Source organism: Mycobacterium sp. MS1601, assembly GCF_001984215.1.
In the GTDB taxonomy this organism is placed as follows: Bacteria; Actinomycetota; Actinomycetes; order Mycobacteriales; family Mycobacteriaceae; genus Mycobacterium.
The window spans coordinates 6,258,120-6,283,345 of sequence record NZ_CP019420.1; the positions used below are offsets into that span (position 1 = coordinate 6,258,120).

At 67.7% G+C, this 25,226-nt stretch carries 24 protein-coding genes and 2 pseudogenes; 7 read left to right on the forward strand and 19 right to left on the reverse strand.

Going from position 1 to position 25,226, the window contains the following annotated elements:
* Nucleotides 1-261 precede the first annotated feature (261 nt).
* Together rpsO and BVC93_RS29925 are read right to left on the reverse strand one after the other, a co-directional pair.
* Nucleotides 262-531 carry a 30S ribosomal protein S15 gene (gene rpsO, locus BVC93_RS29920; RefSeq protein ID WP_011559497.1) on the reverse strand — a complete coding sequence of 90 codons (270 nt, stop codon included), beginning with the start codon at nt 529-531 and terminating at the stop codon, nt 262-264.
* Between the two features lie 102 nt (nt 532-633).
* Nucleotides 634-1,611, reverse strand: a complete 978-nt coding sequence (locus BVC93_RS29925) for a bifunctional riboflavin kinase/FAD synthetase (protein WP_083740565.1) — start codon at nt 1,609-1,611, stop codon at nt 634-636.
* An 80-nt stretch (nt 1,612-1,691) separates the two neighbouring features.
* Here BVC93_RS29925 and mntR point away from each other — a divergent pair, with 80 nt between their 5' ends.
* On the forward strand, nt 1,692-2,402 hold the full coding sequence (gene mntR / locus BVC93_RS29930) for a manganese-binding transcriptional regulator MntR (RefSeq protein WP_236950181.1): 711 nt from the start codon (nt 1,692-1,694) through the stop codon (nt 2,400-2,402).
* Nucleotides 2,403-2,416: 14 nt separating this feature from the next.
* On the opposite strand, the gene truB is transcribed toward mntR, so the two are convergent.
* Genes truB through BVC93_RS29945 form a run of 3 tightly spaced genes read right to left on the reverse strand, consistent with a single transcriptional unit; the run spans nt 2,417 to nt 4,922 of the window.
* Entirely contained in the window at nt 2,417-3,259 is an 843-nt protein-coding gene (gene truB, locus BVC93_RS29935; RefSeq protein ID WP_236950521.1) for a tRNA pseudouridine(55) synthase TruB, read from the reverse strand.
* A gap of 41 nt (nt 3,260-3,300) precedes the next feature.
* Entirely contained in the window at nt 3,301-3,963 is a 663-nt protein-coding gene (pptT, locus tag BVC93_RS29940; protein WP_083740568.1) for a 4'-phosphopantetheinyl transferase PptT, read from the reverse strand.
* Complete coding sequence (locus tag BVC93_RS29945) at nt 3,960-4,922, reverse strand: metallophosphoesterase family protein (protein WP_083740569.1); 963 nt, start codon at nt 4,920-4,922, stop codon at nt 3,960-3,962. The genes pptT and BVC93_RS29945 overlap by 4 nt, the downstream gene beginning before the upstream one ends.
* A gap of 132 nt (nt 4,923-5,054) precedes the next feature.
* Here BVC93_RS29945 and BVC93_RS29950 point away from each other — a divergent pair, with 132 nt between their 5' ends.
* Genes BVC93_RS29950 through BVC93_RS29960 form a run of 3 tightly spaced genes read left to right on the forward strand, consistent with a single transcriptional unit; the run spans nt 5,055 to nt 7,646 of the window.
* On the forward strand, nt 5,055-5,636 hold the full coding sequence (locus BVC93_RS29950; RefSeq protein WP_083740570.1) for a DUF3558 domain-containing protein: 582 nt from the start codon (nt 5,055-5,057) through the stop codon (nt 5,634-5,636).
* 19 nt (nt 5,637-5,655) lie between these two features.
* Entirely contained in the window at nt 5,656-7,284 is a 1,629-nt protein-coding gene (locus BVC93_RS29955) for a CocE/NonD family hydrolase (protein ID WP_442928996.1), read from the forward strand.
* Nucleotides 7,284-7,646 carry an MmcQ/YjbR family DNA-binding protein gene (locus BVC93_RS29960; protein WP_083740572.1) on the forward strand — a complete coding sequence of 121 codons (363 nt, stop codon included), beginning with the start codon at nt 7,284-7,286 and terminating at the stop codon, nt 7,644-7,646. Before BVC93_RS29955 ends, BVC93_RS29960 begins: the two co-directional genes overlap by 1 nt.
* Here the strand turns inward: BVC93_RS29960 and BVC93_RS29965 are convergent.
* Nucleotides 7,643-8,182 carry a DUF1802 family protein gene (locus tag BVC93_RS29965; protein ID WP_083740573.1) on the reverse strand — a complete coding sequence of 180 codons (540 nt, stop codon included), beginning with the start codon at nt 8,180-8,182 and terminating at the stop codon, nt 7,643-7,645. The genes BVC93_RS29960 and BVC93_RS29965 overlap by 4 nt on opposite strands.
* Entirely contained in the window at nt 8,179-8,451 is a 273-nt protein-coding gene (locus BVC93_RS29970; RefSeq protein ID WP_083740574.1) for a DUF2277 domain-containing protein, read from the reverse strand. The genes BVC93_RS29965 and BVC93_RS29970 overlap by 4 nt, the downstream gene beginning before the upstream one ends.
* A gap of 44 nt (nt 8,452-8,495) precedes the next feature.
* Between BVC93_RS29970 and BVC93_RS29975 the strand changes: the two genes are divergently transcribed.
* Nucleotides 8,496-9,248, forward strand: coding sequence for an enoyl-CoA hydratase (locus BVC93_RS29975; protein WP_083740575.1), 753 nt, complete (start codon nt 8,496-8,498; stop codon nt 9,246-9,248).
* A gap of 45 nt (nt 9,249-9,293) precedes the next feature.
* Here the strand turns inward: BVC93_RS29975 and BVC93_RS29980 are convergent, their stop codons facing one another.
* From BVC93_RS29980 to rimP, 7 genes and pseudogenes are all read right to left on the reverse strand, one after another.
* Nucleotides 9,294-10,610 carry an MATE family efflux transporter gene (locus BVC93_RS29980; protein WP_083740576.1) on the reverse strand — a complete coding sequence of 439 codons (1,317 nt, stop codon included), beginning with the start codon at nt 10,608-10,610 and terminating at the stop codon, nt 9,294-9,296.
* Nucleotides 10,603-11,604: a DHH family phosphoesterase gene (locus BVC93_RS29985; protein WP_083740577.1), complete on the reverse strand. Its 1,002-nt coding sequence runs from the start codon at nt 11,602-11,604 to the stop codon at nt 10,603-10,605. The genes BVC93_RS29980 and BVC93_RS29985 overlap by 8 nt, the downstream gene beginning before the upstream one ends.
* A complete protein-coding gene (gene rbfA / locus BVC93_RS29990) occupies nt 11,579-12,091 on the reverse strand; it encodes a 30S ribosome-binding factor RbfA (RefSeq protein ID WP_083740578.1) in 513 nt (170 codons plus the stop codon). The genes BVC93_RS29985 and rbfA overlap by 26 nt, the downstream gene beginning before the upstream one ends.
* Nucleotides 12,091-14,930 (reverse strand): annotated as a pseudogene (gene infB, locus BVC93_RS29995) (translation initiation factor IF-2). The gene rbfA and the pseudogene infB overlap by 1 nt, the downstream one beginning before the upstream one ends.
* Before the next feature lie 123 nt (nt 14,931-15,053).
* Nucleotides 15,054-15,407 (reverse strand): YlxR family protein, encoded by a 354-nt coding sequence (locus tag BVC93_RS30000; protein WP_083740579.1) that lies wholly within the window; start codon nt 15,405-15,407, stop codon nt 15,054-15,056.
* Between the two features lie 57 nt (nt 15,408-15,464).
* Nucleotides 15,465-16,520, reverse strand: a complete 1,056-nt coding sequence (gene nusA, locus BVC93_RS30005; protein ID WP_083740580.1) for a transcription termination factor NusA — start codon at nt 16,518-16,520, stop codon at nt 15,465-15,467.
* Nucleotides 16,517-16,996 (reverse strand): ribosome maturation factor RimP, encoded by a 480-nt coding sequence (gene rimP, locus BVC93_RS30010; protein WP_236950523.1) that lies wholly within the window; start codon nt 16,994-16,996, stop codon nt 16,517-16,519. The genes nusA and rimP overlap by 4 nt, the downstream gene beginning before the upstream one ends.
* Before the next feature lie 224 nt (nt 16,997-17,220).
* On the opposite strand from rimP, the gene BVC93_RS30015 reads away from it, so the two are divergent.
* The gene (locus BVC93_RS30015; protein WP_083741468.1) at nt 17,221-17,745 is read left to right on the forward strand and encodes a hypothetical protein; all 525 of its coding nucleotides are present in this window, start codon (nt 17,221-17,223) and stop codon (nt 17,743-17,745) included.
* Nucleotides 17,742-18,218 carry a ferritin-like domain-containing protein gene (locus tag BVC93_RS30020; protein WP_083740582.1) on the forward strand — a complete coding sequence of 159 codons (477 nt, stop codon included), beginning with the start codon at nt 17,742-17,744 and terminating at the stop codon, nt 18,216-18,218. The genes BVC93_RS30015 and BVC93_RS30020 overlap by 4 nt, the downstream gene beginning before the upstream one ends.
* Before the next feature lie 21 nt (nt 18,219-18,239).
* On the opposite strand, the gene BVC93_RS30025 is transcribed toward BVC93_RS30020, so the two are convergent.
* From BVC93_RS30025 to cobO, 5 genes and pseudogenes are all read right to left on the reverse strand, one after another.
* Nucleotides 18,240-19,991: a proline--tRNA ligase gene (locus BVC93_RS30025; protein WP_083740583.1), complete on the reverse strand. Its 1,752-nt coding sequence runs from the start codon at nt 19,989-19,991 to the stop codon at nt 18,240-18,242.
* A gap of 343 nt (nt 19,992-20,334) precedes the next feature.
* Nucleotides 20,335-21,906 (reverse strand): MFS transporter, encoded by a 1,572-nt coding sequence (locus tag BVC93_RS30030; RefSeq protein ID WP_083740584.1) that lies wholly within the window; start codon nt 21,904-21,906, stop codon nt 20,335-20,337.
* Between the two features lie 49 nt (nt 21,907-21,955).
* Nucleotides 21,956-23,208 (reverse strand): annotated as a pseudogene (cobA, locus tag BVC93_RS30035) (uroporphyrinogen-III C-methyltransferase).
* The gene (locus BVC93_RS30040; RefSeq protein WP_442928998.1) at nt 23,205-24,602 is read right to left on the reverse strand and encodes a cobyrinate a,c-diamide synthase; all 1,398 of its coding nucleotides are present in this window, start codon (nt 24,600-24,602) and stop codon (nt 23,205-23,207) included. The pseudogene cobA and the gene BVC93_RS30040 overlap by 4 nt, the downstream one beginning before the upstream one ends.
* 6 nt (nt 24,603-24,608) lie before the next feature.
* Entirely contained in the window at nt 24,609-25,223 is a 615-nt protein-coding gene (gene cobO, locus BVC93_RS30045) for a cob(I)yrinic acid a,c-diamide adenosyltransferase (RefSeq protein WP_083740586.1), read from the reverse strand.
* Nucleotides 25,224-25,226 lie beyond the last annotated feature (3 nt).

A 25,226-nucleotide genomic window follows, 5' to 3' on the forward strand; every position in this document is an offset into this window, starting at 1 on the left:
ACGGCCGTCGATCGAAGCTGTCGGGCTTTCCTGATAAGGAGCCCGGCAGCCACTACCGAAGACCGCCCACCTGAATCGGGTCCGTCGTGTCGCGCCGGAACGGCGGCGCGGTGTGCGCCCCGTACCTGCCGTCCGCACCGGCTGACCGGCGCAGAACAGCCCTACTCTACACCCCGACTTGCGGGGCCCGAGAATCTATGCAGGCAGCACAAAACCCGCCGCCGTGTGGCACGGCGGCGGGTTCGGTGACGGCTGTCTGCGTCAGCGACGCAGGCCCAGACGCTCGATCAGCGAGCGGTAACGCTCGACGTCGACCTGAGCCACGTACTTGAGCAGGCGGCGACGACGACCCACCAGCAGCAGCAGTCCGCGCCGCGAGTGGTGATCGTGCTTGTGCTGCTTGAGGTGCTCGGTGAGATCCGAGATGCGCTTGGTCAGCAACGCAACCTGCGCCTCGGGCGAACCGGTGTCGCTCTCGTGCAGGCCGTACTGGCCCAGGATCTCTTTTTTCTGCTCGGCGGTAAGCGCCACGAATTCACTCTTTTCTATCGGTCCGCGTTCGAACACCCGCCCGGCCGCCGCGAACTGCAGCACGGGGGAATACCGCCGCAGAGTCTAACAGCGCACCCGCCGTCAGAAAGAATCGCGCAGGATCGTCCTGGCTTTCTCCACATCACGTTCCATCGCTTTGACCAGATCGTCGACGTGGTTGAACTTCTCCTGGCCACGGATGCGCGAGACGAAGTCAACCGCCACATGCTGGCCGTACAGATCGGCCGCGGTGTCGAGCACGAACGCCTCGACCGTGCGGGTGCGACCGGAGAACGTCGGGTTGGTGCCCACCGACACCGCCGCGTCATAGCGTTCACCCGGGATCACGGTGCCCATGACAGGTCCGTGGCCGAGCACGGTGAACCAAGCGGCGTACACCCCGTCGGCGGGGATCGCCGAGTACATCGGAGGTGCGACGTTGGCCGTGGGGAAACCCAGGACCCTGCCGCGACCGTCACCTCGCACCACCACACCCTCGACGCGGTGCGGCCGTCCCAGCGCCTCGGCGGCTGCCACCACATCGCCGGCATCGACGCAGGACCTGATGTAGGTCGACGAGAACGTCACCGTCTCCGTCGAGTGCTGCTCGGCAACCAGGGACATGGCTTCGACGGCAAACCCGAGCCGCTCCCCCGCCTTGCGCAGTTGCGAGACGTCGCCGGCCGCCTTCTTGCCGAAGGTGAAGTTCTCCCCCACCACTACCTCGACGACGTGCAGGCGCTCGACCAGGAGCTCGTGGATGTAACGCTCCGGGGTGAGCTTCATGAAGTCGGTGGTGAACGGCATCACCAGGAAGACATCGATGCCCAGCTGCTCGGCGAGTTCGGCGCGTCGGGTCAGCGTGGTGAGCTGCGCGGGATGACTCCCGGGGAACACCACCTCCATCGGATGCGGGTCGAACGTCATCAGCACGGCCGGGATGCCCCGCGACCGCGCCGACTTGACCGCACGTGCGATCAGCTCGGCATGTCCGCGGTGGACACCGTCGAACACGCCGATGGTGAGTACGCACCTGCCCCAGTCCGAGGGAATCTCATCTTGACCCCGCCACCGCTGCACGGGCCCCAGCCTACGGTGCCCGGAATCCGATAGCGCCTCTAGAGCCACGGAGCAGATGAAGGATGCCTAAACTTTCGGGTGTGACGCCGGATGCGAGCCCCGAGACAGGGACCCCCGACCTCTCGACAGTGGCCCAGGACTACCTCAAGACCATCTGGACCGCACAGGAATGGTCACACGAGAAGGTCAGCACCAAAATGCTGGCCGAGCGCATCGGGGTATCGGCCAGCACCGCTTCCGAATCCATCCGTAAGCTCGCCGATCAGGGCCTGGTGGACCACGAGAAGTACGGCGCCGTGACGCTGACCGAGCGGGGCCGCCGCGCAGCGGTGTCGGTGGTGCGCAGGCACCGGCTGTTGGAGACGTTCCTGGTCAGCGAGCTCGGATACGGCTGGGACGAGGTGCACGACGAGGCCGAGATCTTGGAGCACGCGGTCTCGGATCTGATGATGGCGCGCATCGACGCCAAACTGGGCTACCCGCAGCGTGACCCGCACGGCGATCCGATCCCGGGTTCGGACGGCTCGGTGCCCACACCGCCGGCTCAGCCACTGTCGGCGTGTCACGACGGTGACCACGGTTCCGTGGCCCGCATCAGCGACGCCGACCCGGAGATGCTGCGGTACTTCGACGACGTCGGGATCGCCCTCGACTCCCATGTGACGGTGCTGGCACGACGCGACTTCGCGGGCACGGTGTCGGTGTCCGTCGGCGACGGCCACGACAGCTCCAACCGCACCGTCGAACTGGGCAGCCCGGCGGCGCAGTCGATCTTCATCGTGCCCTGTTAGCTCAGCGGTGAACCTCAGTTCAGGGTGGACGGCCGGATGACCACCACCGAGGTGGTGCGCCGACCTTTGTCCTCCAGCAGCGCCATCACCCGTCCGTCGGGCGCCACCGCGGCGTAGATTCCGTCCATTCCGGCTGCCACCAACGGCTTTCCGTGGCTGACGGCCAGTGCGTCGTCGTCGGAGAGCTCCCGGCGGGCAAAGGATTCCAAACAGGCCTCGTCCAGCGAATAGCTCAGCTGCGGCGCCTCGGCCAGTTGGTCGAGCGTGCGTGCCTGTGCCAGGCCGAACCCACCGACGCGGGTGCGTCGCAGTGCGGTGAGGTGACCACCGACGCCCAGGGCGGCGCCCACGTCACGAGCCAGCGCCCGGATGTAGGTACCCGACGAGCAGTCGACCACCACGTCCAGGTCGATCAGGCCCGGACTGCGCCGGGTGTCCAGCACGTCGAACCGGTCGATGGTCACCGTGCGGGCGGCCAGCTCCACCGTCTCGCCCTCTCGGGCCAGTTGGTAGGCGCGTTTGCCTGCGACCTTGATGGCACTGACGGCCGACGGCACCTGCTCGATGGGTCCACGCAACGCGCCGATCGCGGTGTCGATCCGTTCATCGGAGACATGATCCGCCGGGACTGATTGCAGCACTTCGCCTTCGGCGTCATCGGTGGACGTCGACTGCCCCAGCCGGATGGTGCCCGCGTACGTCTTGGAGGTGCCTGCCACCAGGCCGAGGATCTTGGTGGCCCGCTCGATGCCGATCACCAGCACGCCGGTGGCCATCGGGTCCAGGGTCCCGGCGTGACCCACCTTGCGGGTGCCGAAGATGCGCCGGCAGCGCCCGACCACGTCGTGGCTGGTCATGCCGTCGGGCTTGTCGACGACGACGATTCCCGGGTCCGGGCTCACAGCACGATCGCCGTCAAGGCCAGGCCGCCGGCCACCGACCACCGACCACGCAGCCGGGTCAGCGGCGGGCCGTGTTCGGCCGCCGGGTCGATCAGGATCGCCGACTCGAAGCCGCCCGACTCACCTCCGCCGTCCACGCTGAACGTGATGTGCGCGTCCTCGAAGCCCAGCCAGCGGTGGGTCAACGGAAACCATGCCTTGTAGGTGGCCTCTTTGGCACAAAACAGGATCCGGTCCCAGTGCAGCCCCGCCGGCAGCATCGAGATCTCAGTGCGCTCCACCGGCAGGCTCACCGCGCCCAACACTCCTTCGGGCAGTACGTCGTGCGGTTCGGCGTCGATCCCGACGGAGCGCACCTGGCTCCGGTGCGCCACCACCGCGCCGCGGTAGCCCGTGCAGTGAGTGAGGCTGCCGACAATGCCCGAAGGCCAACAGGGTTCTCCCTTGTCCCCCTTGAGAATCGGCACCTCGGGCTCGCCGAGTTCGGCCAGCGCCAGCCGCGCGCAGTACCGGACCGTCACGAACTCGTTGCGCCGCTTGGCCACCGACTTCGCCACCAGCGGCGCCTCTTCGGGTAACGGGTGCAGATCGGGCGGGTCGGCGTACACCTCGGCGGTCCGCACGGTTGTCGGAGTGACAGCATCGAGGAGTTTGGTCATGACTTCCTACTGCGCAGACGCTCGCGGAACTGCTCGGACTGCGCCTTCATCTCCGGGGTGATGACGAAGTGACCACCGAAGTCGTTGAGGTAGCCCGGCGCGTACTTCGGGTCGGGCAGGATCTGACGCAGCCAGCGATAGGGCTTGCGGCGCCGCCATTCTCGCGGATAGCCCACCGACACCTCTTCGAACCGCACGTCGTCGTACCAGGTGGTGCGCGGGATGTGCAGGTGCCCGTACACCGAGCACACCGCGTTGTAACGGGTGTGCCAGTCCCTGGTCTCGGTGGTACCGCACCACAGCGAGAATTCCGGATAGAACAGCACGTCGCAGGGTTCGCGCACCAGCGGAAAGTGGTTCACCAGCACCGTCGGCATCATCCAGTCCAGGTCTTCGAGCCGTTTCCTGGTGTGCGACAACCGGTCCCGACACCAGGCGTCCTTGGTGGCGTACGGCTCGCTGGACAGCAGGAACTCGTCGGTGGCCACCACGTTGTTCTCGCGGGCGATGGCCAGACCTTCGCTCTTGGTGGCTGCCCCGGCGGGAAGGAACGTGTAGTCGTAGAGCAGGAACATCGGCACGATGGTGGCCGGGCCGCCTTCGTCGGTCCACACCGGAAACGGGTGCTCCGGAGTGACGATGCCCATCTCGTCGCACATCTGCACCAGATAGTCGTAGCGGGCACGGCCGAACACCTGCATCGGATCCTTGCCGGTGGTCCACAGCTCATGGTTGCCGGGCACCCAGATCACCTTCGCGAAGCGCTTGCGCAACAGATCGAGTGACCAGCGGATCTCGTCGGTGCGTTCGGCGACATCGCCGGCGACGATCAGCCAGTCGTCGGGTGAGGACGGGTACAGCGACTCGGTGACCGGCTTGTTGCCGGTGTGCCCGGTGTGCAGATCACTGATCGCCCACAGGGTCGGCCGGTTGCGGCTTGGCAGGTCATGGGTCGACACAACACCTCAGCCTAATGAAGTCACGGCCTGCCCAGTGACGGCGAGGCCCCGCGCGACGAAACTAGAACAGGTTCTCATCTCGACTTGTACACTCCACGCCAGCGGAACTCTCGTCGACTCGAAAGGGATGTGATGCTCACCAGGATGCGGTTGCTCGCAGCACTGGGCGCCGTGTTCGCCGCGGTGGTCATCATGGTCGGCAACCCCGCCCCGACGCCCGTCGCCACCGACGTGGCGCTGCGCGGTACGGGAGCTCCTTATCCGCTGGCCACCACCACCATCAAGTGGCCGGTGCTCGAGACCACCGACCCGTCACCGTTCGAACCATGCCGCGACCTGCCCATCGACGTGATCAACAACATCGGGCTCGGATTCACGCCACCTGAGATCGAAACCATCAATCGCTGCAAACTCGATGCGGGCAACTACCAGATGGCTGTCGAGGCAGTGGTGTGGCGCAGTTTCGAACAGACCCTGCCGCCGGATGCCGTCGAACTCGACATCGCCGGTCACCGCGCCGCGCAGTATTGGATCATGAAGCCGACCGACTGGAACAATCGCTGGTGGTTCACGTGCATGGTGGCGTTCAAGACCAGCTACGGCTTGATTCAGCAGTCGCTGTTCTACTCCCCCATCTACTCCGAACCCGATGTCGACTGCATGGCGGAGAACCTGCGCCGGGCCCACGAGCTGGCCCCGCACTACGTCTACTAGAGAAGCTAATCTGGGTGCGGTGACCGCGATCTCCGACCGCATTGCCACACCAGCCCTGCGCACCCGCCTGGCCCGCGCCGCGGGCACCGCCGTGAGCCGCCTGATCGGCACCACCCCACCCACCACCGGGTACCAGGTGAGGCGCGGCATCCGAATCCCGATGCGCGACGGCGTCGACCTGCTGGCCGATCACTACGTGCCCGACACGCCCATCGGCACCCTGCTGGTGCGAGGCCCGTACGGCAGGCGGTGGCCGTTCACAACGCTGTACGCCGCGGTATACGCCACGCGCGGCTATCACGTGATCCTGCAGAGCGTGCGCGGCACGTTCGGCTCGGGCGGCGAGTTCGACCCGGTGGTCAACGAAGCGGCCGACGGAGCCGACACCGCTGCCTGGCTGCGCACCCAGCCCTGGTTCACCGGCTCGTTCGGTACCGTCGGACCGTCCTACCTCGGCGCAACGCAGTGGGCCCTGCTGCAGGATCCACCACCGGAGATGGCCGCGGCCGTCATCATCGTGGGTCCGCACGACTTCGCGGCCACCACGTGGGGCACCGGATCCTTCGCCGTCAACGATTTCCTGGGCTGGAGCTACCTGGTTTCCAACCAGGAGGACCCCAACCGGTTGCGTTCGGTGCTGCGCCAGATCCGCTCCCGGCGCACCGTGGCACGTGCCGCCGCCCATGTTCCGGTGGGCGCCGCGGGCCGACGACTGCTGGGCGCCGGCGCGCCCTGGTGGGAATCGTGGGTGGACCACCCCGACACCACCGACGAATTCTGGGACCGCTACCGCTGGCCGCGCGCGCTGGATCAGTCCCGGGTGCCGGTGCTGCTGATCGGGGGCTGGCAGGACCTGTTCGTCGAGCAGACGCTGGCGCAGTACCGGGCGCTGCGCGATCGCGATGTCGATGTGGCACTGACCGTCGGCCCGTGGACGCACTCCCACACGGCCGGCAAGGCGGCTGGACACGTGCTGCGGGAATCGTTGCAGTGGCTGGGCCGCCACGTCGGCGACCAGAACGAGCCGCCGCGCAGCCCGGTCCGCATCTGTGTCACCGGCGACGGCGGCTGGCGGGAACTGCCCGATTGGCCACCGACCCTGCAGTTCTCGACGCTGTATCTGCGCGCAGGTGGACGGCTCTCGGCAGAGCCGGAACCCGACGCGGCGGCCGCCGCGAGCTTCACCTTCGATCCGAACGACCCCACGCCGACGGTCGGCGGCCGGCTCCTCTCCCCCAGCAGCGGTCGCCGTCGCGACGACAGCCTGGCGCAGCGCTGCGACGTCTTGACTTTCACCGGCGCCCCGCTGGACACCGAGCTGGTGGTGATGGGCTCCCCTGTCGCTGTGATCGAGCACAGCGTCGACACCGGCCACGGCGATCTCTTCGTCCGGGTCAGCGAGGTCGACTCCAAGGGCCGCTCCCGCAATGTCAGCGACGGCTACCTGCGCCTCGACGTTGCGGACGGAACCCGCACTGTGACAGTCGAATTGGATCCGATCGCGCACCGGTTCGCTCCAGGTTCCCGCATCCGGTTGATGATCGCAGGAGGTTGGTTCCCCCGCTTCGCCCGCAACCTGGGATCCACGCACACCGTGCAGTTGGGGCCGTCGCAGCTGTTGCTGCCCGCCGAACCGAGACTCCCCTGATGGCCAGACGCGGGTACTGCCGAATCGATGATTTTGTGGAGTTGGTGGGCCAACTCGACGACGTCGAGCGCACCGACAACCGTAACTACTCCAAGTTCACCGTGTCGTCGCGGACGTTTGCCTACCTGTGGCCGGAGACCAGTACGGTGGGTTTGCGCCAGACCATCGCCGAACAGCTGGCCCTGGTGGCCGAACGGCCGTCGGTCTTCGAGATACAGTTCACCACAGCCGATTTCGGTTGGGTGGTGGTATACCTGGAGAAGATCAAACGAGACGAGCTGGCCGAGTTGACGTTCGAGGCCTGGCGGTTGAGCGCTCCTCAGACACTGGTCAGCGCCCGTGCGGACCGGTTGCCGCTCTAACCGACGGAGTTCTTCACCCGCTGCGCGATCTCCCCGAGATCGGTGACGGCGCGCACCGGGTCGCCGTATTCGGCGGCCACGGGTAGTTCCACCCAGCTCCTGCAGCCGCCGTATTCCGGAACCCGAGGCAGTGACGTCGGTTCCAGCAGCGGAAACACCTGCACCACCAGCACTGTCAGGAGATGTTTGGGCCGGAAGTCCAACCGGTCCGTCTGGATCGACTCACGGGTCCAGATGTGTAGGTCGGCGATGTCGTCCAGACCGTCGGGGTTCTCGACCTGCTGCGCCGCAATCACTTTCGCCGCTGCCCGCACTGTGACTGCCGCCTCGGTGCTGTCTGTGCTCGCCAGCAGTTCCCGATGCTCGGGCCGCACCCGCTCGGCATGACTGTGCACAGATGTGGGGAACAACAGGAACTCCTGCGCCGACACGGCGAAGCGCTTTTCGTGGATACCGCCTTTGCGCAACAGGATGCTCTGGCGGCCGTCGAGCAGGCCGTGAATCGCCGCGCTCCACTCCTTGAGCGCCGCCGTCATGTCGCCCTGGCAGCGATGCGGGCCTGCACGTCCGGGCGGCGCAGCGGCGGCACCGTCTTGGGCGGTTGCCGGCGCGGAGGCAGCAGCTGCAACAGCCGGGTGGTCGTGGCGGTGACCTCGGCGACAGCCGCCTCGAAAGCCTCGACGTTGGCCTCCGACGGACGGGAGATGCCGCTGACCTTGCGAACGTACTGACGGGCCGCGGCTTCGATCTCCACCGGTGTCGCAGCAGGTTCGAGTCCGCGTAACTCGGTGATGTTCCGGCACATGACTCCACGATAGGTGCCATGTCGCATACCGCTACGGTGAAGCGATGAGTGAGGTCCTGCTGATCGACACCGAAGAGCGCGTGCGCACCCTGACCCTCAACCGCCCCCAGTCCCGAAACGCCCTGTCAGCACAGTTGCGGCAGGAGCTCTTCGGGGCACTGGCCGATGCGGAAGTCGACGACGCCGTCGACGTCGTGATCGTCACCGCCGCCGATCCGGTGTTCTGCGCGGGGCTGGACCTCAAGGAACTCGGCGACAGCACCGAACTGCCCGACATCTCGCCGAAGTGGCCAACGATGCGCAAACCCGTCATCGGCGCAATCAACGGCGCGGCGGTCACCGGCGGCCTCGAGCTTGCGCTGTACTGCGACATCCTGATCGCCTCCGAGCACGCCCGCTTCGCCGACACCCACGCCCGTGTCGGCCTGCTGCCCACTTGGGGCCTGTCGGTGCGGCTGCCCCAGAAGGTGGGCGTGGGTTTGGCCCGCCGGATGAGCCTCACCGGCGACTACCTCTGCGCGGACGACGCCCTGCGCGCCGGCTTGGTCACCGAAGTGGTGCCCCACGACCAGCTGCTGCCGGCAGCGCGTGCCGTAGCTGCCTCGATCGTCGGCAACAACCAGCAGGCGGTGCGCGCACTGCTGGACTCCTACCACCGCATCGACGGCGTGCAGACCAACGCGGCACTGTGGGTGGAGGCCGAGTCAGCACGAGCCTGGATGCGGTCGGCCACCGGCGATGACATCGCCGCCAGCCGCGCATCGGTGATGGAACGCGGCCGCAGCCAGATGAGCTGACTTCCCCCGCCGCGTCGACCCCGGTGGCACCACCAGACGTAGGCGTCAGGTGGTGCCGGCCACCAGCCAGCGCCCGGAGACCGTCCGCCAGCCGACGAACACCAGTCGCAACACCATGAACAAGCTCAGGCCCGACCAGATACCGAACAGTCCCCAACCGTAGATCAGGGACAGCCAGATCAACGGCAGAAAACCGATCAGCGCGCTGGCCAGCGTCGCGTTGCGCATGAACTTCGCGTCACCGGCGCCCAGCAGCACTCCGTCCAACGCGAAAACGATTCCCGCCACCGGCAGTTGAGCCACAAGAAACCACCACGGCACTTCCACGGCCGCCAACACCGCGGCGTCATCGGTGAACAGCTTGGGCAACACTGTCGCGCCGAGCGCGAACGCCGCCGCCAGGGTGGCCGCTGCCGCGGTGGAGAACACCGTCACACGCCTGGCCACCGTCTTCGCGTGCGGCAGATGCCCCCCGCCGAGAGCGGCACCCACCAGTGACTGCGCTGCAATGGCCAGCGAATCAAGCACCAGCGCAAGAAAACTCCACAACTGCAGCACCACCTGGTGGGCGGCCACCGAGGCCGCACCGAACCGCGCGGCGACTGCGGCGGCAGAGACGAAGCAGGCCTGGAACGCCAGGCTGCGGATCAGCAGATCACGTCCCATGGCCAACTGCGCGGGCAGCACCGCGACGTCCAGCCGCAGCGATACCCGCTCCACCACCAGCGCCCGGCAGAACAGCAGGGCAGCCAGCCACTGGCCCACCAGGTTGGCCACCGCCGACCCCTCGAGCTCCAGCCGCGGCAGTCCGAACCAGCCGTAGACCAGCAACGGGCACAGGATCGCCGACGCCACAAATCCGGTGATCACGTACCGCAGCGGGCGGACGGTGTCCTGCACACCGCGCATCCAGCCGTTGCCGGCCAGCGAGATCAAGATCGCAGGCGCGCCGAGTATGGCGATCCGCAGCCACGGCAGCGCGGTGTCCGCGATGCCGTCGCTTCCCGCGATCGCCGTGACGATCGGCACCGCCGCAGCCTCGACCACGGCGATGATCAGTAGACCCAGGCCGACCGCCAGCCAGGTGGCCTGCACACCCTCGCGGACGGCAGCGCCGCGATCACCCGCACCGTAGAAGCGGGCGGAGCGCGCCGTGGTTCCGTAGGACAGGAAGGTGCCTTGAGAGGCAACCAGGCCGAGGATCAGGCCGCCGATGGCCAAACCGGCCAGCGACAGCGCCCCGAGGCGGCCCACCACGGCGATGTCGAACAACAGGTAGAGCGGCTCGGCGGCCAGCACCCCGAGCGCGGGCAACGCCAGACCCGCAATGGTGCGACTGGTCGGCGGAGGCGGCTCAGCCAAGGGCGGTGCGCAGTTCGGCGATCACCTTGTCCGCGGAGCCCGACGCCGAGTAGCCCGCAGCCTGCTTGTGCCCGCCGCCGCCGAAACCGATGGCCACCGGGGTGAGGTCAAAAGTCTTGGCGCGCATGGACACCGACCAGTGCTGCGGTTCGATCTCCTTGAACACCGCCGCCACCTCGGCCTGCTGGGTGGTGCGGACGATGTCGACGATGCTCTCGATCTCCTCGGGCCGGGCCGCGGCCCACTCACTGTGCTCGACCACGGTGAAGACCAGGCCACGTCCACCGATCGCCTCGGATACCAGCTGCGCCGATGACAGCACTCGCGACAGCATGGACAGCCAGGCGAACGGGTGGCTGTCCAGCAGGGTGCGGCTGATCCCGGCGTTGTCGACACCGAGTTCCACCAGGCGGGCGGCGAGCCGGTGCGCGCGGGCGCTGGCCCACCGAAAGGACCCGGTATCGGTGGTCAGACCGGCGTACAGACAATGTGCCACCTGGGCGTCGATGGGCCGGGCCCAGGCGTCCAGGATGTCGGCCACCAGCACGGTGGTGGAGTCCGCCGCCGGGTCGACGAAGTTGACCGTGCCGAAGAGCTGGTTGGAGGCATGGTGATCGATCACCAGAACGGGGACGTCGGAATCCGCCAGTACGGCCTGCAACGCGCCGAGGCGGTTCGGGCTGGGGATGTCGACGGTGACCACCAGATCAGGGTGCGGATCCACATCGTCCGGGCTGACCAGCAGATGACCGCCAGGCAGCGTGGCCAGCGAGTCCGGCAGTGTCGCGGGAGCGGCAAAGCTCACCCGGACGTACCTGCCGAGATCGTCGAGAACCTGAGCCAACGCCAGCCCTGCGCCGATGGTGTCGGCATCGGGGAAGACGTGGCACACGATGAGCACCGAATGCGCGTGGGACAGCACCTCGACGGCGCCGCCGGCGTCCACGCGCCGACCAACCAGATCCTGCTCAGTCTTCGGGTCGATTGCGGTCACCGGCGTCCTCGGGATCCTTCTCTAGGTCCGTCTCCAGTCCCCCGCCGTTGTCCTCCGCCCCACTGACACGGTACGGGTCGGGATCCCCGGCCGGCGTCGCACCCTCCCGAACCCTCGCCAGGTCAGCGTCCGCTGCCCGCGCGCGGGCCAGCAGCTCCTCCATGTGCGCAGCCGTCTCGGGCACGGTGTCCAACACGAACGACAACGTCGGCGTGTACCGGACACCGGTTCCAGCACCGACTTTTGTGCGCAGGACACCCTTGGCGCGATCGAGTGCCGCAGCCGCACCCGCCACGTCGGGATCGTCGTCGAGGCTCTGACCGCGCACCGTGTAGTACACGGTGGCGTCGTGTAGATCTCCGGTGACCTTCGTGTCCGTGACAGTCACGAAGGCCAACCGGGGATCCTTGATCTCGTACTCGATCGCCGAGGCGACGATGGTGGAGATGCGCTTGGCCAGGCGCCGTGCGCGTGCTGGATCAGCCACTACGTGCGGGCTTTCTCGACCAGCTCGTACGCCTCGATGACGTCACCTTCCTTGATGTCGGAGTAGGTCAACGTCAGACCGCACTCGTAGCCTTCGCGCACCTCGGTCGCGTCGTCCTTCTCCCGCTTCAGCGACGAGATGGTGACCGTCTCCGCAACCACGGCGTTGTCGCGGAGCAACCGCGCCTTGGCGTTGCGGCGCATGATGCCCGACTGAACGAGGCAGCCGGCGATGTTGCCGACCTTGGACGACCGGAAGATCGCCCGGATCTCGGCGCGGCCGAGTTCCTTCTCCTCGTAGACCGGTTTGAGCATGCCCTTGAGGGCGGCCTGGATCTCGTCGATGGCCTGGTAGATCACGGAGTAGTACCGGATCTCCACACCTTCGCGGTTGGCCAGCTCGGTGGCCTTGCCTTCGGCACGGACATTGAAGCCGATGATGATCGCGTCCGAGGCCGACGCCAGGTTGACGTTGGTCTCGGTGACACCACCGACACCACGGTCGATGACGCGCAGTTCCACCTCGTCGTCGATCTCGATACCCAGCAGGGCCTCCTCCAGCGCCTCGACGGTGCCGGAGTTGTCGCCCTTGAGGATCAGGTTCAGCTGTGAAGTCTCCTTCAATGCCGAATCCAGGTCCTCCAGGCTGATCCGCTTGCGGGTACGCGCGGCCAGCGCGTTGCGCTTGCGCGCGCTGCGGCGATCGGCGATCTGACGGGCAATCCGGTCTTCGTCGACGACAAGCAGGTTGTCGCCGGCACCCGGCACCGACGTGAAGCCGATGACCTGCACCGGACGCGACGGCAGCGCCTCCTCGACGTCTTCGCCGTGCTCGTCGACCATGCGCCGGACACGCCCGTAGGCGTCGCCTGCCACGATCGAATCGCCCACCCGCAGCGTGCCGCGCTGGATGAGCACGGTGGCCACGGGACCACGACCACGGTCCAGGTGCGCTTCGATGGCCACACCCTGGGCCTCCATGTCCGGATTGGCCCGCAGGTCCAACGCGGCATCGGCGGTCAGTAGCACAGCCTCGAGGAGAGCATCGATGTTGGTGCCCTGCTTGGCGGAGATGTCGACGAACATGGTGTCGCCGCCGAAGTCCTCAGCCACCAGGTTGTACTCGGTGAGCTGACCGCGGATCTTGGCCGGGTCGGCACCTTCCTTGTCGATCTTGTTGACCGCCACCACGATCGGCACATCGGCTGCCTGCGCGTGGTTGATGGCCTCCACCGTCTGCGGCATCACACCGTCGTCGGCCGCCACCACCAGGATCGCGATGTCGGTGGCCTTCGCACCACGGGCACGCATGGCGGTGAACGCCTCGTGACCGGGGGTGTCGATGAAGGTGATCGGCCGCTTGTTGCCGTCGTGCTCGACCTCGACCTGGTAAGCGCCGATGTGCTGGGTGATGCCACCGGCCTCGCCCTCACGCACGGTGGCGTTACGGATGGTGTCCAACAGGCGGGTCTTGCCGTGGTCGACGTGACCCATGACGGTGACGACCGGCGGGCGGAACTCGAGATCTTCCTCGCCGCCCTCATCCTCGCCGTAGGTGAGATCGAAGGACTGCAGCAGCTCGCGGTCCTCGTCCTCCGGGGACACGACCTGCACCACGTAGTTCATCTCGCTGCCGAGCAGCTCGAGGGTCGAATCGTCCACCGACTGCGTGGCCGTCACCATCTCACCGAGGTTGAACAACGCCTGCACCAGCGAGGCCGGGTTGGCATTGATCTTGTCGGCGAAGTCCACCAGCGATGCACCGCGGGCCAGCCGGATGGTCTCGCCGTTGCCGTGCGGCAACCGCACCCCACCGACGACCGGGGCCTGCATGTTCTCGTATTCGGCCCTTTTCGCGCGCTTCGACTTGCGACCGCGACGAGGGGCGCCACCGGGACGACCGAAGGCACCTGCGGCACCGCCGCGCTGGCCGGGACGACCACCGCCGCCACCACCGCCACCGGGACGACCGCGGAAGCCACCTGCGGCTCCTGCGCCACCACCGGCACCTGCGCCGGCACCGGCGCCTCCGCCGCGGTAGTTACCGCCGCCGCCACCGCCACCGGGACGACCGCCGCCACCGGCACCACCGGGACGCGGACCGCCACCAGGGCGGGGTCCGGGGCGCGGGCCGCGGGCACCGGGTGCACCGGTCGCGGGCCGAGGCGGCATGTTGCCAGGCGTGGCACGCGTACCACCGCCGGGACGCGGGCCACCGGGGCCGGCACCGGGACGAGGCTGCGGCCGCGGCGCCGGACGATCCACCGGCTGCTGGGACGAGAAGGGGTTGTTACCGACACGCGGCGGGCGGGGGGCGCCCGGCTTGGGGCCACCCTGCGGCTGCGGCCGAGGTCCTGGCGTCGGCGCAGGTCCTGGACGTGCACCGGGTGTCGGAGCGGGGCCGGGTCGGGCGGCGGGAGCCGCGGGACGGGCACTGGCCGCCGGAGTCTGCGGTTGCGGAGCCGACGGACGAGCGGGCGGAGCCGCCGGTGCGGGTGCCGGTGCTGCCGGCGGGCCGGCGGAGCTGCTGCAACCACCGGGGCGGGCGCCGCAGGCTTGGGTGCACCGGGCTTGGGGCCGGGCACGGGCGAGCCGGGGGTTGCGCCACCGCTCGGGGCACCACCTGAAGGACGGCCGTTGGTCGCCGCCGGTCGGGGTGCACTGCTGCGTTCGGGCTTGCCGCCACCGAACGATTCACGAAGACGCCGTGCGACGGGTGCTTCCACCGTCGACGACGCTGATTTGACGAACTCGCCCTGTTCGCTCAGTCGGGCGAGCACCTGCTTACTGGTGACACCGAGTTCCTTGGCCAACTCGTGCACGCGGGCCTTACCTGCCACTACATCTCCTGTCTGGAGGCGACAGCGGTGGGTGGCGCCGCGCCTCGGGTTTAGCTATGACGCATGGTCATCGGGACTTCACGGTGTGCTCATGTTCTTCGCTGCCTGTTCTCTTGCCTTCGGTTACTCCGCTGTGTGCCGGGCACTGAGGTGCTCGGTCACCGCGGAGGTGTCCTGCGGACCGGTGATGCGCAACGCTCGAGCGAATGCTCGCCGCCGAATCGCTGCATCAACACAATCCGGTCTGGGGTGCAGCCACGCACCCCGCCCCGGAAGGTTACCGGTGGTGTCAACGATCACTGCGGTCACATCTGTTCCCGCATCGTTCTTGCTGAACCCCGCCACCACTCGAAGCAGTTCGACGGCCAACTCTCGCTTCCGACATCCGACACACGTGCGCACCGGGCTGTGCTTTCCCGTCAACCGGGATTCCGGTGCCTTTCGAGTGTCGGCGGCAGAGGTTTCGCGCTGGACCACGGCTCAGTCTACCGTCACGCCCCGCTCCCTCTAAATCAGCCGGACGCGCCGGGCGGATCAGCGGTGATGTGGCGCGTCGTGGGATCGCCGGGGCGGCGGTTGACTGTCTCCCGGCTCATCCGGGTTGGGTGCGGCATCACTGCGGATGTCAATCCGCCAGCCCGTCAGCCGGGCCGCCAACCGGGCATTCTGCCCTTCTTTGCCGATGGCCAGCGACAGCTGGAAATCGGGCACCACCACACGTGCGGCGCGGGCGCCGGCGTCGATGACCGTCACCGACACCACCTTCGCCGGCGACAGCGCGTTGGCGACAAACCGCGCGGGGTCCTCGTCGAAGTCGATGATGTCGATCTTCTCGCCCGACAGTTCACTCATCACGTTGCGCACCCGCTGGCCCATCGGGCCGATGCAGGCACCCTTGGCGTTGAGGCCCGGCAGCCGGGAGGCCACGGCGATCTTGGAGCGGTGGCCTGCCTCACGGGCCACCGCCACGATTTCGACCGAACCGTCGGCGATCTCGGGCACCTCGAGCGAGAACAGCTTGCGCACCAGGTTCGGGTGGGTGCGCGAGAGCCGGATCTGGGGTTCTCGCACACCTCGGGTCACTCCGAGCACAAAACAACGCAACCTGTCGCCGTGCTCGTAGCGCTCACCTGGTACCTGTTCGGAGGCCGGGATGACACCTTCGGAGAACTTGGTCTCGCTGCCCATCCGCAGCACCACTTCCCCGCGCGCGTTCGCCCGGGCATCTCGCTGGATGACTCCTGCCACGATGTCGCCTTCACGGGCGGAGAACTCGCCGTAGATCTTCTCGTTCTCGGCGTCGCGGAAGCGCTGCAACATGACCTGCCGCGCCGTGGTCGCCGCAACCCGTCCGAACCCCTCCGGGGTGTCGTCCCACTCGCTGATCACCTGACCATCGCCGTCGTGCTCGCGGGCCATCACCTTGACCTCGCCGGTCTTGCGGTCGATCTCGATGGTGGCGTCCGCGGAGTGCCCCTCGGTGTGTCGATAGGCAGTCAGCAACGCTGATTTGATGGTCTCGAGGAGCTCGCCGGCGGGGATTCCGCGGTCGACCTCGATGGCGTGCAGCGCGGCCATGTCGATGTTCATGCTCCGGCCTCCGTTCCGGCCTGGCCGACCAGATCCAGCTCTCGCTGGCTGGGCGGCGAAAAATCTACTTGCACAACAGCTTTGGTGATGTCACCGAGCTGCACCTCACGAACCGACCATCTGATCGCCCCCTTGCCGCCGGCCGGTACCACCAGCCGGAGAAGACCGGAGTCCACGCCTGCGATCCGTCCGGTGACCTGCTCACCGTCACCGAGGCGCAGTTCCACCCGGCGCCCGTGCGCCCGGCGAAAGTGCTTCTCGGTACTCAGCGGCCGGTCGACTCCCGGCGAACTCACTTCCAGCACGTAGGGACTGGACGCCTCGGTCAGGGTGTCCAATAGCTGTGAGGCGGTGCGCGACAGCTCGGCGACGGCATCGAGATCCAGCGGGGTGTCACCGTCGGCGACGACGACGATCCGGGCCGGGTTCGAGGACGTGTCCACACGAACGTCCTCGATCTCGTAACCGGCACGCATGAATTCACCACCGAGCAGCTCGATCACCTGGGGCGGTGAAGGCAGTCCCCTGGACCGCTCTGTCACGGCGAGCTCCTCATCTTGAGTTGTCCGGTCAGTTCGTCAAGCACCAGTCCGGCAGCAGATGCCGCCGAGCCAGCCATCCACGATACGCCAGGACACCGGTGAACAATCCCAAACGGCCGGGCACGAGCGCGTGCGGCACCGGATGGCAGGATGGTGCGGTGCCCGTCGTGCCACCACGAGTCACCGGACCGCTCCGCAGGCGGGAGGTGCTGGTCGGTGCGCTGGGACTGACAGCGCTGACGCTGACGAGTTGCAGCGCGCCCCCACCCCCCGACGTCGACGAGCTGCGGGCCCAACTGGCCCTGGCCACCTCCGACAGCGAACTGGCCCGAGCGGCGGCAGTGGCGGCTCCCAGGGCCGCCCAGCCGGCCCTGGTGCAGATCGCCGGCGAACGCGCGCGGCATGCCCAGGCATTGGCCGACGAGATCTCCCGCACGCTGGGCACGGTGGTGCCTCCCACCCTGACGTCAACATCGACATCGACGACCACCACCTCGGGAACCCCGCAACCACCCAGCCCGGCCCCCGGCGTCGACGACGTGGCGGCGGCCCTGCGCAGCTCAGCCGGCAGTGCCGCGGACTACGCCGCCAGGGAGTCGGGGTATCGGGCCGGGTTGCTGGGCTCCATCGCCGCGGCGTGCACCGCGGCCTACACCGTGGCCCTGCCGAGGACGTCGACATGACCTCCACCGAACCCACACCCACCGAGACGGCTCGCCCGTCGGACCCGGCGGCCGCCGCCCTGTACGACGCGCTGGCAGCCGAGCACGCGACGATCTACGGGTACGGGATCGTCTCGGCGCATTCCACACCGGACGACAACTGGCTGGTCTCCGAGGCCATCGCCGGGCATCGCGAACAGCGCGAGGCACTGTTGTCGATGCTGGCTGCGCAATCTGTCGAGCCACCGCCGGCCGCGCCGGGTTATCAGCTGCCCATGGTGGTCAACGACCCATCACAAGCCGCCGAGCTGGCCCTGCAGATGGAGAACGACGTCGCCACGGCCTGGCGGGCCGTTCTCGAGCAGTCCAGCAACGAAGCGGACCGAACCTACGCGGTGGGAGCGCTGACCCAGAGCGCCATTCTGGCCGCCCGGTGGCAGAAGATCCTCGGCGAGTGGCCGATCACCACGGCCTTCCCGGGCGGACCCGAGTAGCCAGCGGCTCCCCCTCCCCGGCTACGACACCGCCGCCACGATGTCCACGGCCGCCGAATCGACCGCAATCTCACTGGTCTCACCGCTGAACCTGTTGCGCAGCTCCACCACACCGTTGGCCCAGCCGCGACCGACGACCACCACCCATGGCATGCCGAGCAGCTCGGCGTCCTTGAACTTCACCCCCGGCGAGGCCGTCCTGTCGTCGAGCAGCACGTCGAGGCCGAGCCGGTCCAGCGCCGTGGCCAGTTCGGTGGCCCCGGCACGCGCCTCGGCGTCCTTGTTGGCGATCACCAGGTGTACATCGAAGGGTGATACCGATGCCGGCCACCGCAGCCCGAGGCTGTCGTGCTGCTGCTCGGCGATGACGGCCACCAGCCGGGACACGCCGATGCCGTAGGACCCCATGGTGAGCCGCACCGGCTTGCCGTCCTCGCCGAGGACGTCGACGGTGAAGGCGTCGGTGTACTTGCGACCGAGCTGGAAGATGTGTCCGATCTCGATACCGCGCGCCGACACCAGCGGGCCCGCACCGTCAGGCGACGGGTCGCCGTCGCGGATCTCGGCGGCTTCGATGGTGCCGTCGGCGGTGAAGTCGCGGCCTGCCACCAGGCCCACGACGTGTCTGTTGGGCGCGTCGGCTCCGGTGATCCATGCCGTACCGTCGACCACGCGCGGGTCAACCAGGTAGCGAACCCCGTTGTCCAGCAACGCCTTCGGACCCACATACCCCTTCACCAGGAACGGGTTCTTCGCGAAATCGGCGTCGCCGAGCATGACGTATTCGGCCGGGTCCAGCGCCGCCCCGAGACGTTTTTCGTCAACCTCGCGGTCACCGGGTACGCCGACGGCCAGCAGTTCCCACTCACCACCGGGCTCACGGGTCTTGAGCAGCACGTTCTTCAGCGTGTCCGCCGCGGTCACCGGCCTGTCGAACTGCGGCAGGCCGGCACTGTTGGCCCAGTCGACCAGAGTGGCGATGGTGGGAGTGTCCGGGGTTTCGTAGACCTTCGCCTCGGGCTGTCCGTCAATGGGCAGCGGCTCGGGCACCTTGGTGATCACGGCTTCGACGTTGGCGGCGTAGCCGGACTCCAGACACCGCACGAAGGTGTCCTCACCGACTTCACTCTCGGCCAGAAACTCCTCGGAGGCACTGCCACCCATGGCGCCGGAGACCGCCGAGACGATCACGTACTCCAGTCCCAGCCTGGCGAAGATCTTCTGATAGGCCTCACGGTGAGCGTGGTAGGCATTCTTGAGTCCGTCGTCGTCGACGTCGAAGGAGTAGGAGTCCTTCATCAGGAACTCACGGCCACGCAGGATGCCCGCGCGCGGACGCGCTTCGTCGCGGTACTTGTTCTGGATCTGGTAGAGGATGACCGGGAAGTCTTTGTACGAGCTGTACTCCCCCTTCACCGTCAGCGCGAACATCTCTTCGTGCGTCGGCGCCAGCAGGTAGTCGTTGCGCCGACGATCCTGAAGTCGGAAGAGGTTGGGGCCGTACTCGGTCCAGCGGTTGGTGTTCTCGTAGGGCGTACGCGGCAGCAGGGCGGGAAACAGGATCTCCTGGCCGCCGATGTGGGCCATCTCGTCACGGACGATCGCCTCGATCTTGCGCAGCACCCGTAGGCCCAGCGGCAACCAGCTGTACAGACCGGGCCCCACAGGGCGTACGTAACCGGCGCGGATGAGCAGCTTGTGGCTGGGGACCTCGGCATCGGCCGGGTCGTCACGGAGGGTTCGGAGAAACAGCTCCGACATGCGGGTGATCACAGCGGGCCAGCCTAGCCGGAGTCGATCCCGACGAGCTCGAGGTGCTGCGGTACTGCCGAGGCGGGTCAGAACGCGCTGATGCGCACCGTGCGGGCCACACGGACACCGACCGTGGGTTTTATCCACAGCAGTTGTGCACAGGTGGGGATGAATTACATCCGTGTGGTTTTCCCCGCCAGAGTCATGCCATGCACCTCAGCAGGGGTGCACAAGGGCTGTGCTGAATCGCGTGTACCCACGACAAAACGCACCCAAACCACTCGAGACACTTCTCTTCCCGACGATTCCGCCCGACTTGGCGACTGGCGTTGCCGCGAGATATCCCGGCGACGGGCTGCCCGGCTCAGAGCTCGCCGGCGTCCAATGCGTCCTTGACTTCTTGCGCATGCGCCACCTGCTTGGCGGTGTAGCCGATGAACAACGCGGCGGCGCCCACCAGGACCGCCACGGCAGCCACCCACAACAGGCCGTAGGTGTATCCGGCATCCAGAGCGTTGAGCTGCGCCTCGTTCATGTCCTTGACCGGGCCGGTGGTACCGCCCAGGTAGAGCGTGCGCGAGGTGATGACGGCCTGGATGATCGCGAGCACCACGGGGCCACCGAGGTTCTGCAGCATCAGCGCGATGGCGGAGACGGGACCGATCTGGTCGAAACCGACACCGGCGATGGCCGACACGGTCAACGGGACGACGATCATGCCGATGCCGAAGCCGCCCACCGTGATGGGGATGACGAGATTGGGGAAGTACGGGATGTCGCCGTGCAAGGTGCTGCCGTAGAGCATGGCGGCCAGCACCAGGACGCCACCACCGATGACGAGGACCCGCGGCGGGAACTTCGACACCAGAACCGAGGACAGGCCGAGGCCGATACCCAGGGCGATCACGAACGGGATGAAGCCGATACCGGCCCTCAGGGCGCTGTAGCCCATGATGTCCTGCACGTACAGCCCGATCAGCACGGTCAGCGTGAACATGACGCCGCCGGCGAGGAACACTGCATAGAAGGTGGCCACCCGGTTGCGATCCCGGAACAGGGCGAAGGGCACAACGGGGTTCTCGGCGGTGCGCTCGACGATGACGAACGCCACGAAAGCCACCAGGGCCACGGCACCCGCGGCGAGTGTCATCGGCGTCAGCCAGCCGTTCTCCGGACCCTGGGTGAAACCGAACACCGCCGCCGTGCACCCCAGGGTGGCCAGCAACGCGCCTGCGGCGTCGAGCTTCATCCGCTCCTTGTTGGTCTCGCGAAGCGTGGTGTAGGCCAGGAACAGCATCAGCAGGCCAATCGGCACGTTCACCAGGAACGCCAGGCGCCAGGAGACCTCGGTGAGTGCGCCACCGACAACGAGGCCCATCACCGAACCCACGCCGGTCATGGCGGCGAACACCGCGGTGGCGGCGTTACGGGCCGGGCCCTTGGGGAACGTGGTGGCCACCAGTGCCAGGCCGGTGGGCGAGGCGATGGCCGCGCCGACGCCTTGCAGCAGGCGCGCGACCACCAGAGTGCCTTCACTCCAAGCGATTCCACACAACACCGAGGCGATGGTGAACAGCGCGACACCCACGATGAAGGTGCGCTTGCGGCCGATGGTGTCACCAAGGCGGCCGCCGAGCAGCATCAGGCCGCCGAACGTCAGGACGTATGCGGTGATGACCCAGCTGCGGCCTGCGTCAGACAGACCGAGTTCGTCCTGGATCTGCGGCAGCGCGACGATGGCGATGGTGCTGTCCATGGTGGCCAGCAACTGCATGCCGCCGATCGCGATGACCGCGTAGATGAAACGCCGCGACGGCAACCAACTGGGGAACTTGCCCGTACGCTGCGACTTCTCCACCTTCACCGGCAGCGCGCGGTCCGAGCCGGCAGCACGTGCTTCCGCGTGTGCCCGTTCGGCGTCGTTGAGTGCCGTCATACCGAGCTACCCTACAGTAATCTTAAGAGTTGTTTAAAGCTCGGATTGGTCACGGAACCGCCGAGACGGGCACCGTGTGGCCTAGTCCGCGGACGCTCCCACGTTCACGACATCGCCGATCACGATGATCGCCGGCGGCCGGATACCGTCGGCGCGGATCACCTCGGCCGCATCGGCCAAGGTTGCCCGGACCACCCGCTCGGCGGATGTGGTGCCGTGCTGGACAACCAGTACCGGGGTCTGCGGCGACCGGCCCCCGTCGCGCAGGGCGCGAGCGAACAGTTCGATCCGTTCCACCGCCATGAGCAGCACGATCGTGCCTTTCATGGCGGCCAGAGCCGACCAGTTGACCAGCGATTCGGGGTGGTCGGGAGGTAGGTGACCACTCACCACCACGAACTCGTGGTTGACCGCGCGGTGGGTGACAGGCACCCCGGCTGCGGCCGGCACAGCGATTGCGCTGGTGATTCCGGGCACCACGGTGACCGGGATCCCGGCCTCGGTGCACGCCAGAACTTCCTCGTAACCGCGCGCGAAGACGAACGGATCGCCACCCTTGAGCCGGACGACGAACTGTCCGGACCGCGCCCGGTTTATGAGAACGTCATTAATCGCTTCTTGGGCCATCGCGCGGCCGTAGGGAATCTTGGCGGCGTCGATCACCTCGACATGCGGCGGCAGCTCCGCCAGCAACTGCGCGGGTGCCAACCGGTCGGCCACCACCACGTCGGCCCGTGCCAGCAACCGCCGGCCCCGCACCGTGATGAGCTCGGGGTCACCCGGGCCTCCACCCACCAGAGCCACGCTGCCCCGCAGGTCGTTGGCGGTCTCGGCCAACTCCTCCCTGGTCGAGATCGAGCCCGCCTGCAGCGCCTCGAGGATCGCCGTGCGGATGCCGGCCGAACGGCGGTGCTCTCCACCCGCCAACACGCCCACCGACAGTCCGGCGTAATCCAGGGTGGCAGGTGTCACCGCCGAACCCTCGACGGCGACGTCGGCGCGCACGCAGAAAATGCGCCTGGCATCGGCCTCGTCGACAATCGCGGCGTTGGTGTGCGGTTCGTCGGTGGCGGCGATGGCATACCAGGCGCCCTCGAGATCACCGTCGCGGTAGTCACGCAGCTCCAGGGTGATGCCTGCCATCGCCTCGACGGCCGGGGTGGCGGCGCGGGTGATGACGTGCACATCGGCACCAGAGTCGACGAGCAGGCCGAGGCGGCGCTGGGCCACTGATCCCCCACCGACCACCACGACCTTCTTGCCGGTCAGGCGGACTCCGACGAGGTAGGCGTTCTCGGTCACCCGGCGAGCTTAGTGGGTACGCAGTGTGCGACGAAGCGACGCACGGACTGCGGGGCGGCGGCGGGGTGGGTGTGCACGTAGGAGGCGTGCACGCGGGCGTGTACGGCGCCGTCGCGCCGGCTGGAACCGTCGGGCATCCGGTAGGCCCAGGCCTGCGGGTAGCTGGAGTTGAATTCGACTGTGGTGCGGTGGAATTCGTGGCCGGCAATTCTGGAACCCGCGGTGTGTAGCGACGAGTCGGTGAGTGCCACCGCCTCGCGGTAGCCGAGGGTGAGACGCGCAGTGAAGCGGGCCGAGCCGTCCAGCACGCCGCACATCGGGTGTCCGTCGAGATCGCCCATCAGGTAGGTCAGCCCGGCGCACTCGGCGTGTACCGGCGCCCGCTGCGACAGCACGCGGATCTGTTCGCGCAGCACGGTGTTCCCCGACAGTTCGACCAGGTACTGCTCGGGAAAGCCGCCAGGCAGCACCACCGCGGCGGTGTTGTCGGGCAACGTGTCTTCCAACGGGTCGAAGGTCACCACCTGCGCGCCCGCTGCGGTGAGCAGTTCGCGGTGCTCGGCGTAGCTGAAGCTGAAGGCGCGCCCCGCCGCCACTGCCACCACCGCAGACCCGGGCACGGGTTCCCCCACGACCTCCGGCGACCAGGCGTACACGGGGGCGGTGGCGGCGGCCGCGATCTGCTCCACCGCCTGCAGATCCACATACCGGGCTATCAGCGTGGTCATCGCCTCGACGGCAAGGCCGGCGGCTCTCCCGTGTTCCACCGCGGTGATCAGGCCGAGGTGCCGCGACGGAACCTGAAGGTCATCGTGGCGCGGGATGGCGCCCAGCACCGGTAGTCCCACCGTGTCGCAGGCCGCTCGCAGAATCTGCTCGTGGCGCGCCGATCCGACCCGGTTGAAGATGACCCCGGCCAATCGGGTGCCGCTGTCGTACGTCGAAAAACCGTGCAGCAGTGCCGCGATGCTCTGGCTCTGGCCACGGGCGTCGACCACCAGCACCACGGGCACCCTCAGCAGAGCGGCCACATGCGCGGTGGATCCGGGCGCGGGCACCTGCGCTCCGTCGGTGATGCGTCCATCGAACAGCCCCATCACGCCTTCGATGACTGCGATGTCCGCGCCGGCTCGGCCGTGCGCATAAAGCGAGTCGACGAGTCCCTCACCCACCAACACGGGGTCCAGGTTGCGGCCCGGACGTCCTGTGGCCAAGGCGTGGTAGCCGGGGTCGATGAAGTCGGGCCCCACCTTGAACGGCGCCACCGAACGTCCGGCGGCCCGCAGGGCACCCATCAAACCTGTTGCCACCGTGGTCTTTCCGCTGCCCGAGGTGGGCGCGGCGATGACGACGGCGGGGGCTAGCACGGGCTCACCATGCCCACCCCTCACCATGCCCCCTCACCATTCGATGCCCTTCTGGCCCTTGCGTCCCGCGTCCATCGGGTGTTTGACCTTGGTCATCTCCGTCACCAGGTCGGCGGCCTCGACCAGCGCCGGCGGTGCGTCACGGCCGGTGATCACCACGTGCTGCATGCCGGGGCGCCGCGCCAGGGTGTCGATCACCTCCCCGGTGTCCACCCAACCCCACTTGAGCGGGTAGGTGAACTCGTCGAGTACGTAGAAATCGTGTTGCCCTGAGGCCAACCTGCGGGCGATCTCGGCCCAGCCGTCGGCGGCCGCGGCGGCGTGATCGGCCTCCTCACCGTGTTTGCGGGTCCAGGACCAGCCCGCACCCATCTTGTGCCATTCGACCGCGGCGCCGATGCCATGCTGCTGGTGCAGTTCGCCGAGCTGCCGGAAGGCCGCTTCCTCGCCGACCTTCCACTTGGCGCTCTTGACGAACTGGAACACCGCGACGCTCAGTCCGGAGTTCCATGCGCGCAAGGCCATTCCGAAGGCGGCGGTGGATTTCCCCTTGCCGGGTCCGGTGTGCACGGCGAGCACCGGGGTGTTGCGGCGCGCTCGGGTGGTCAGCCCGTCCTGGGGTACAACTGCGGGAACTCCCTGCGGCATGGC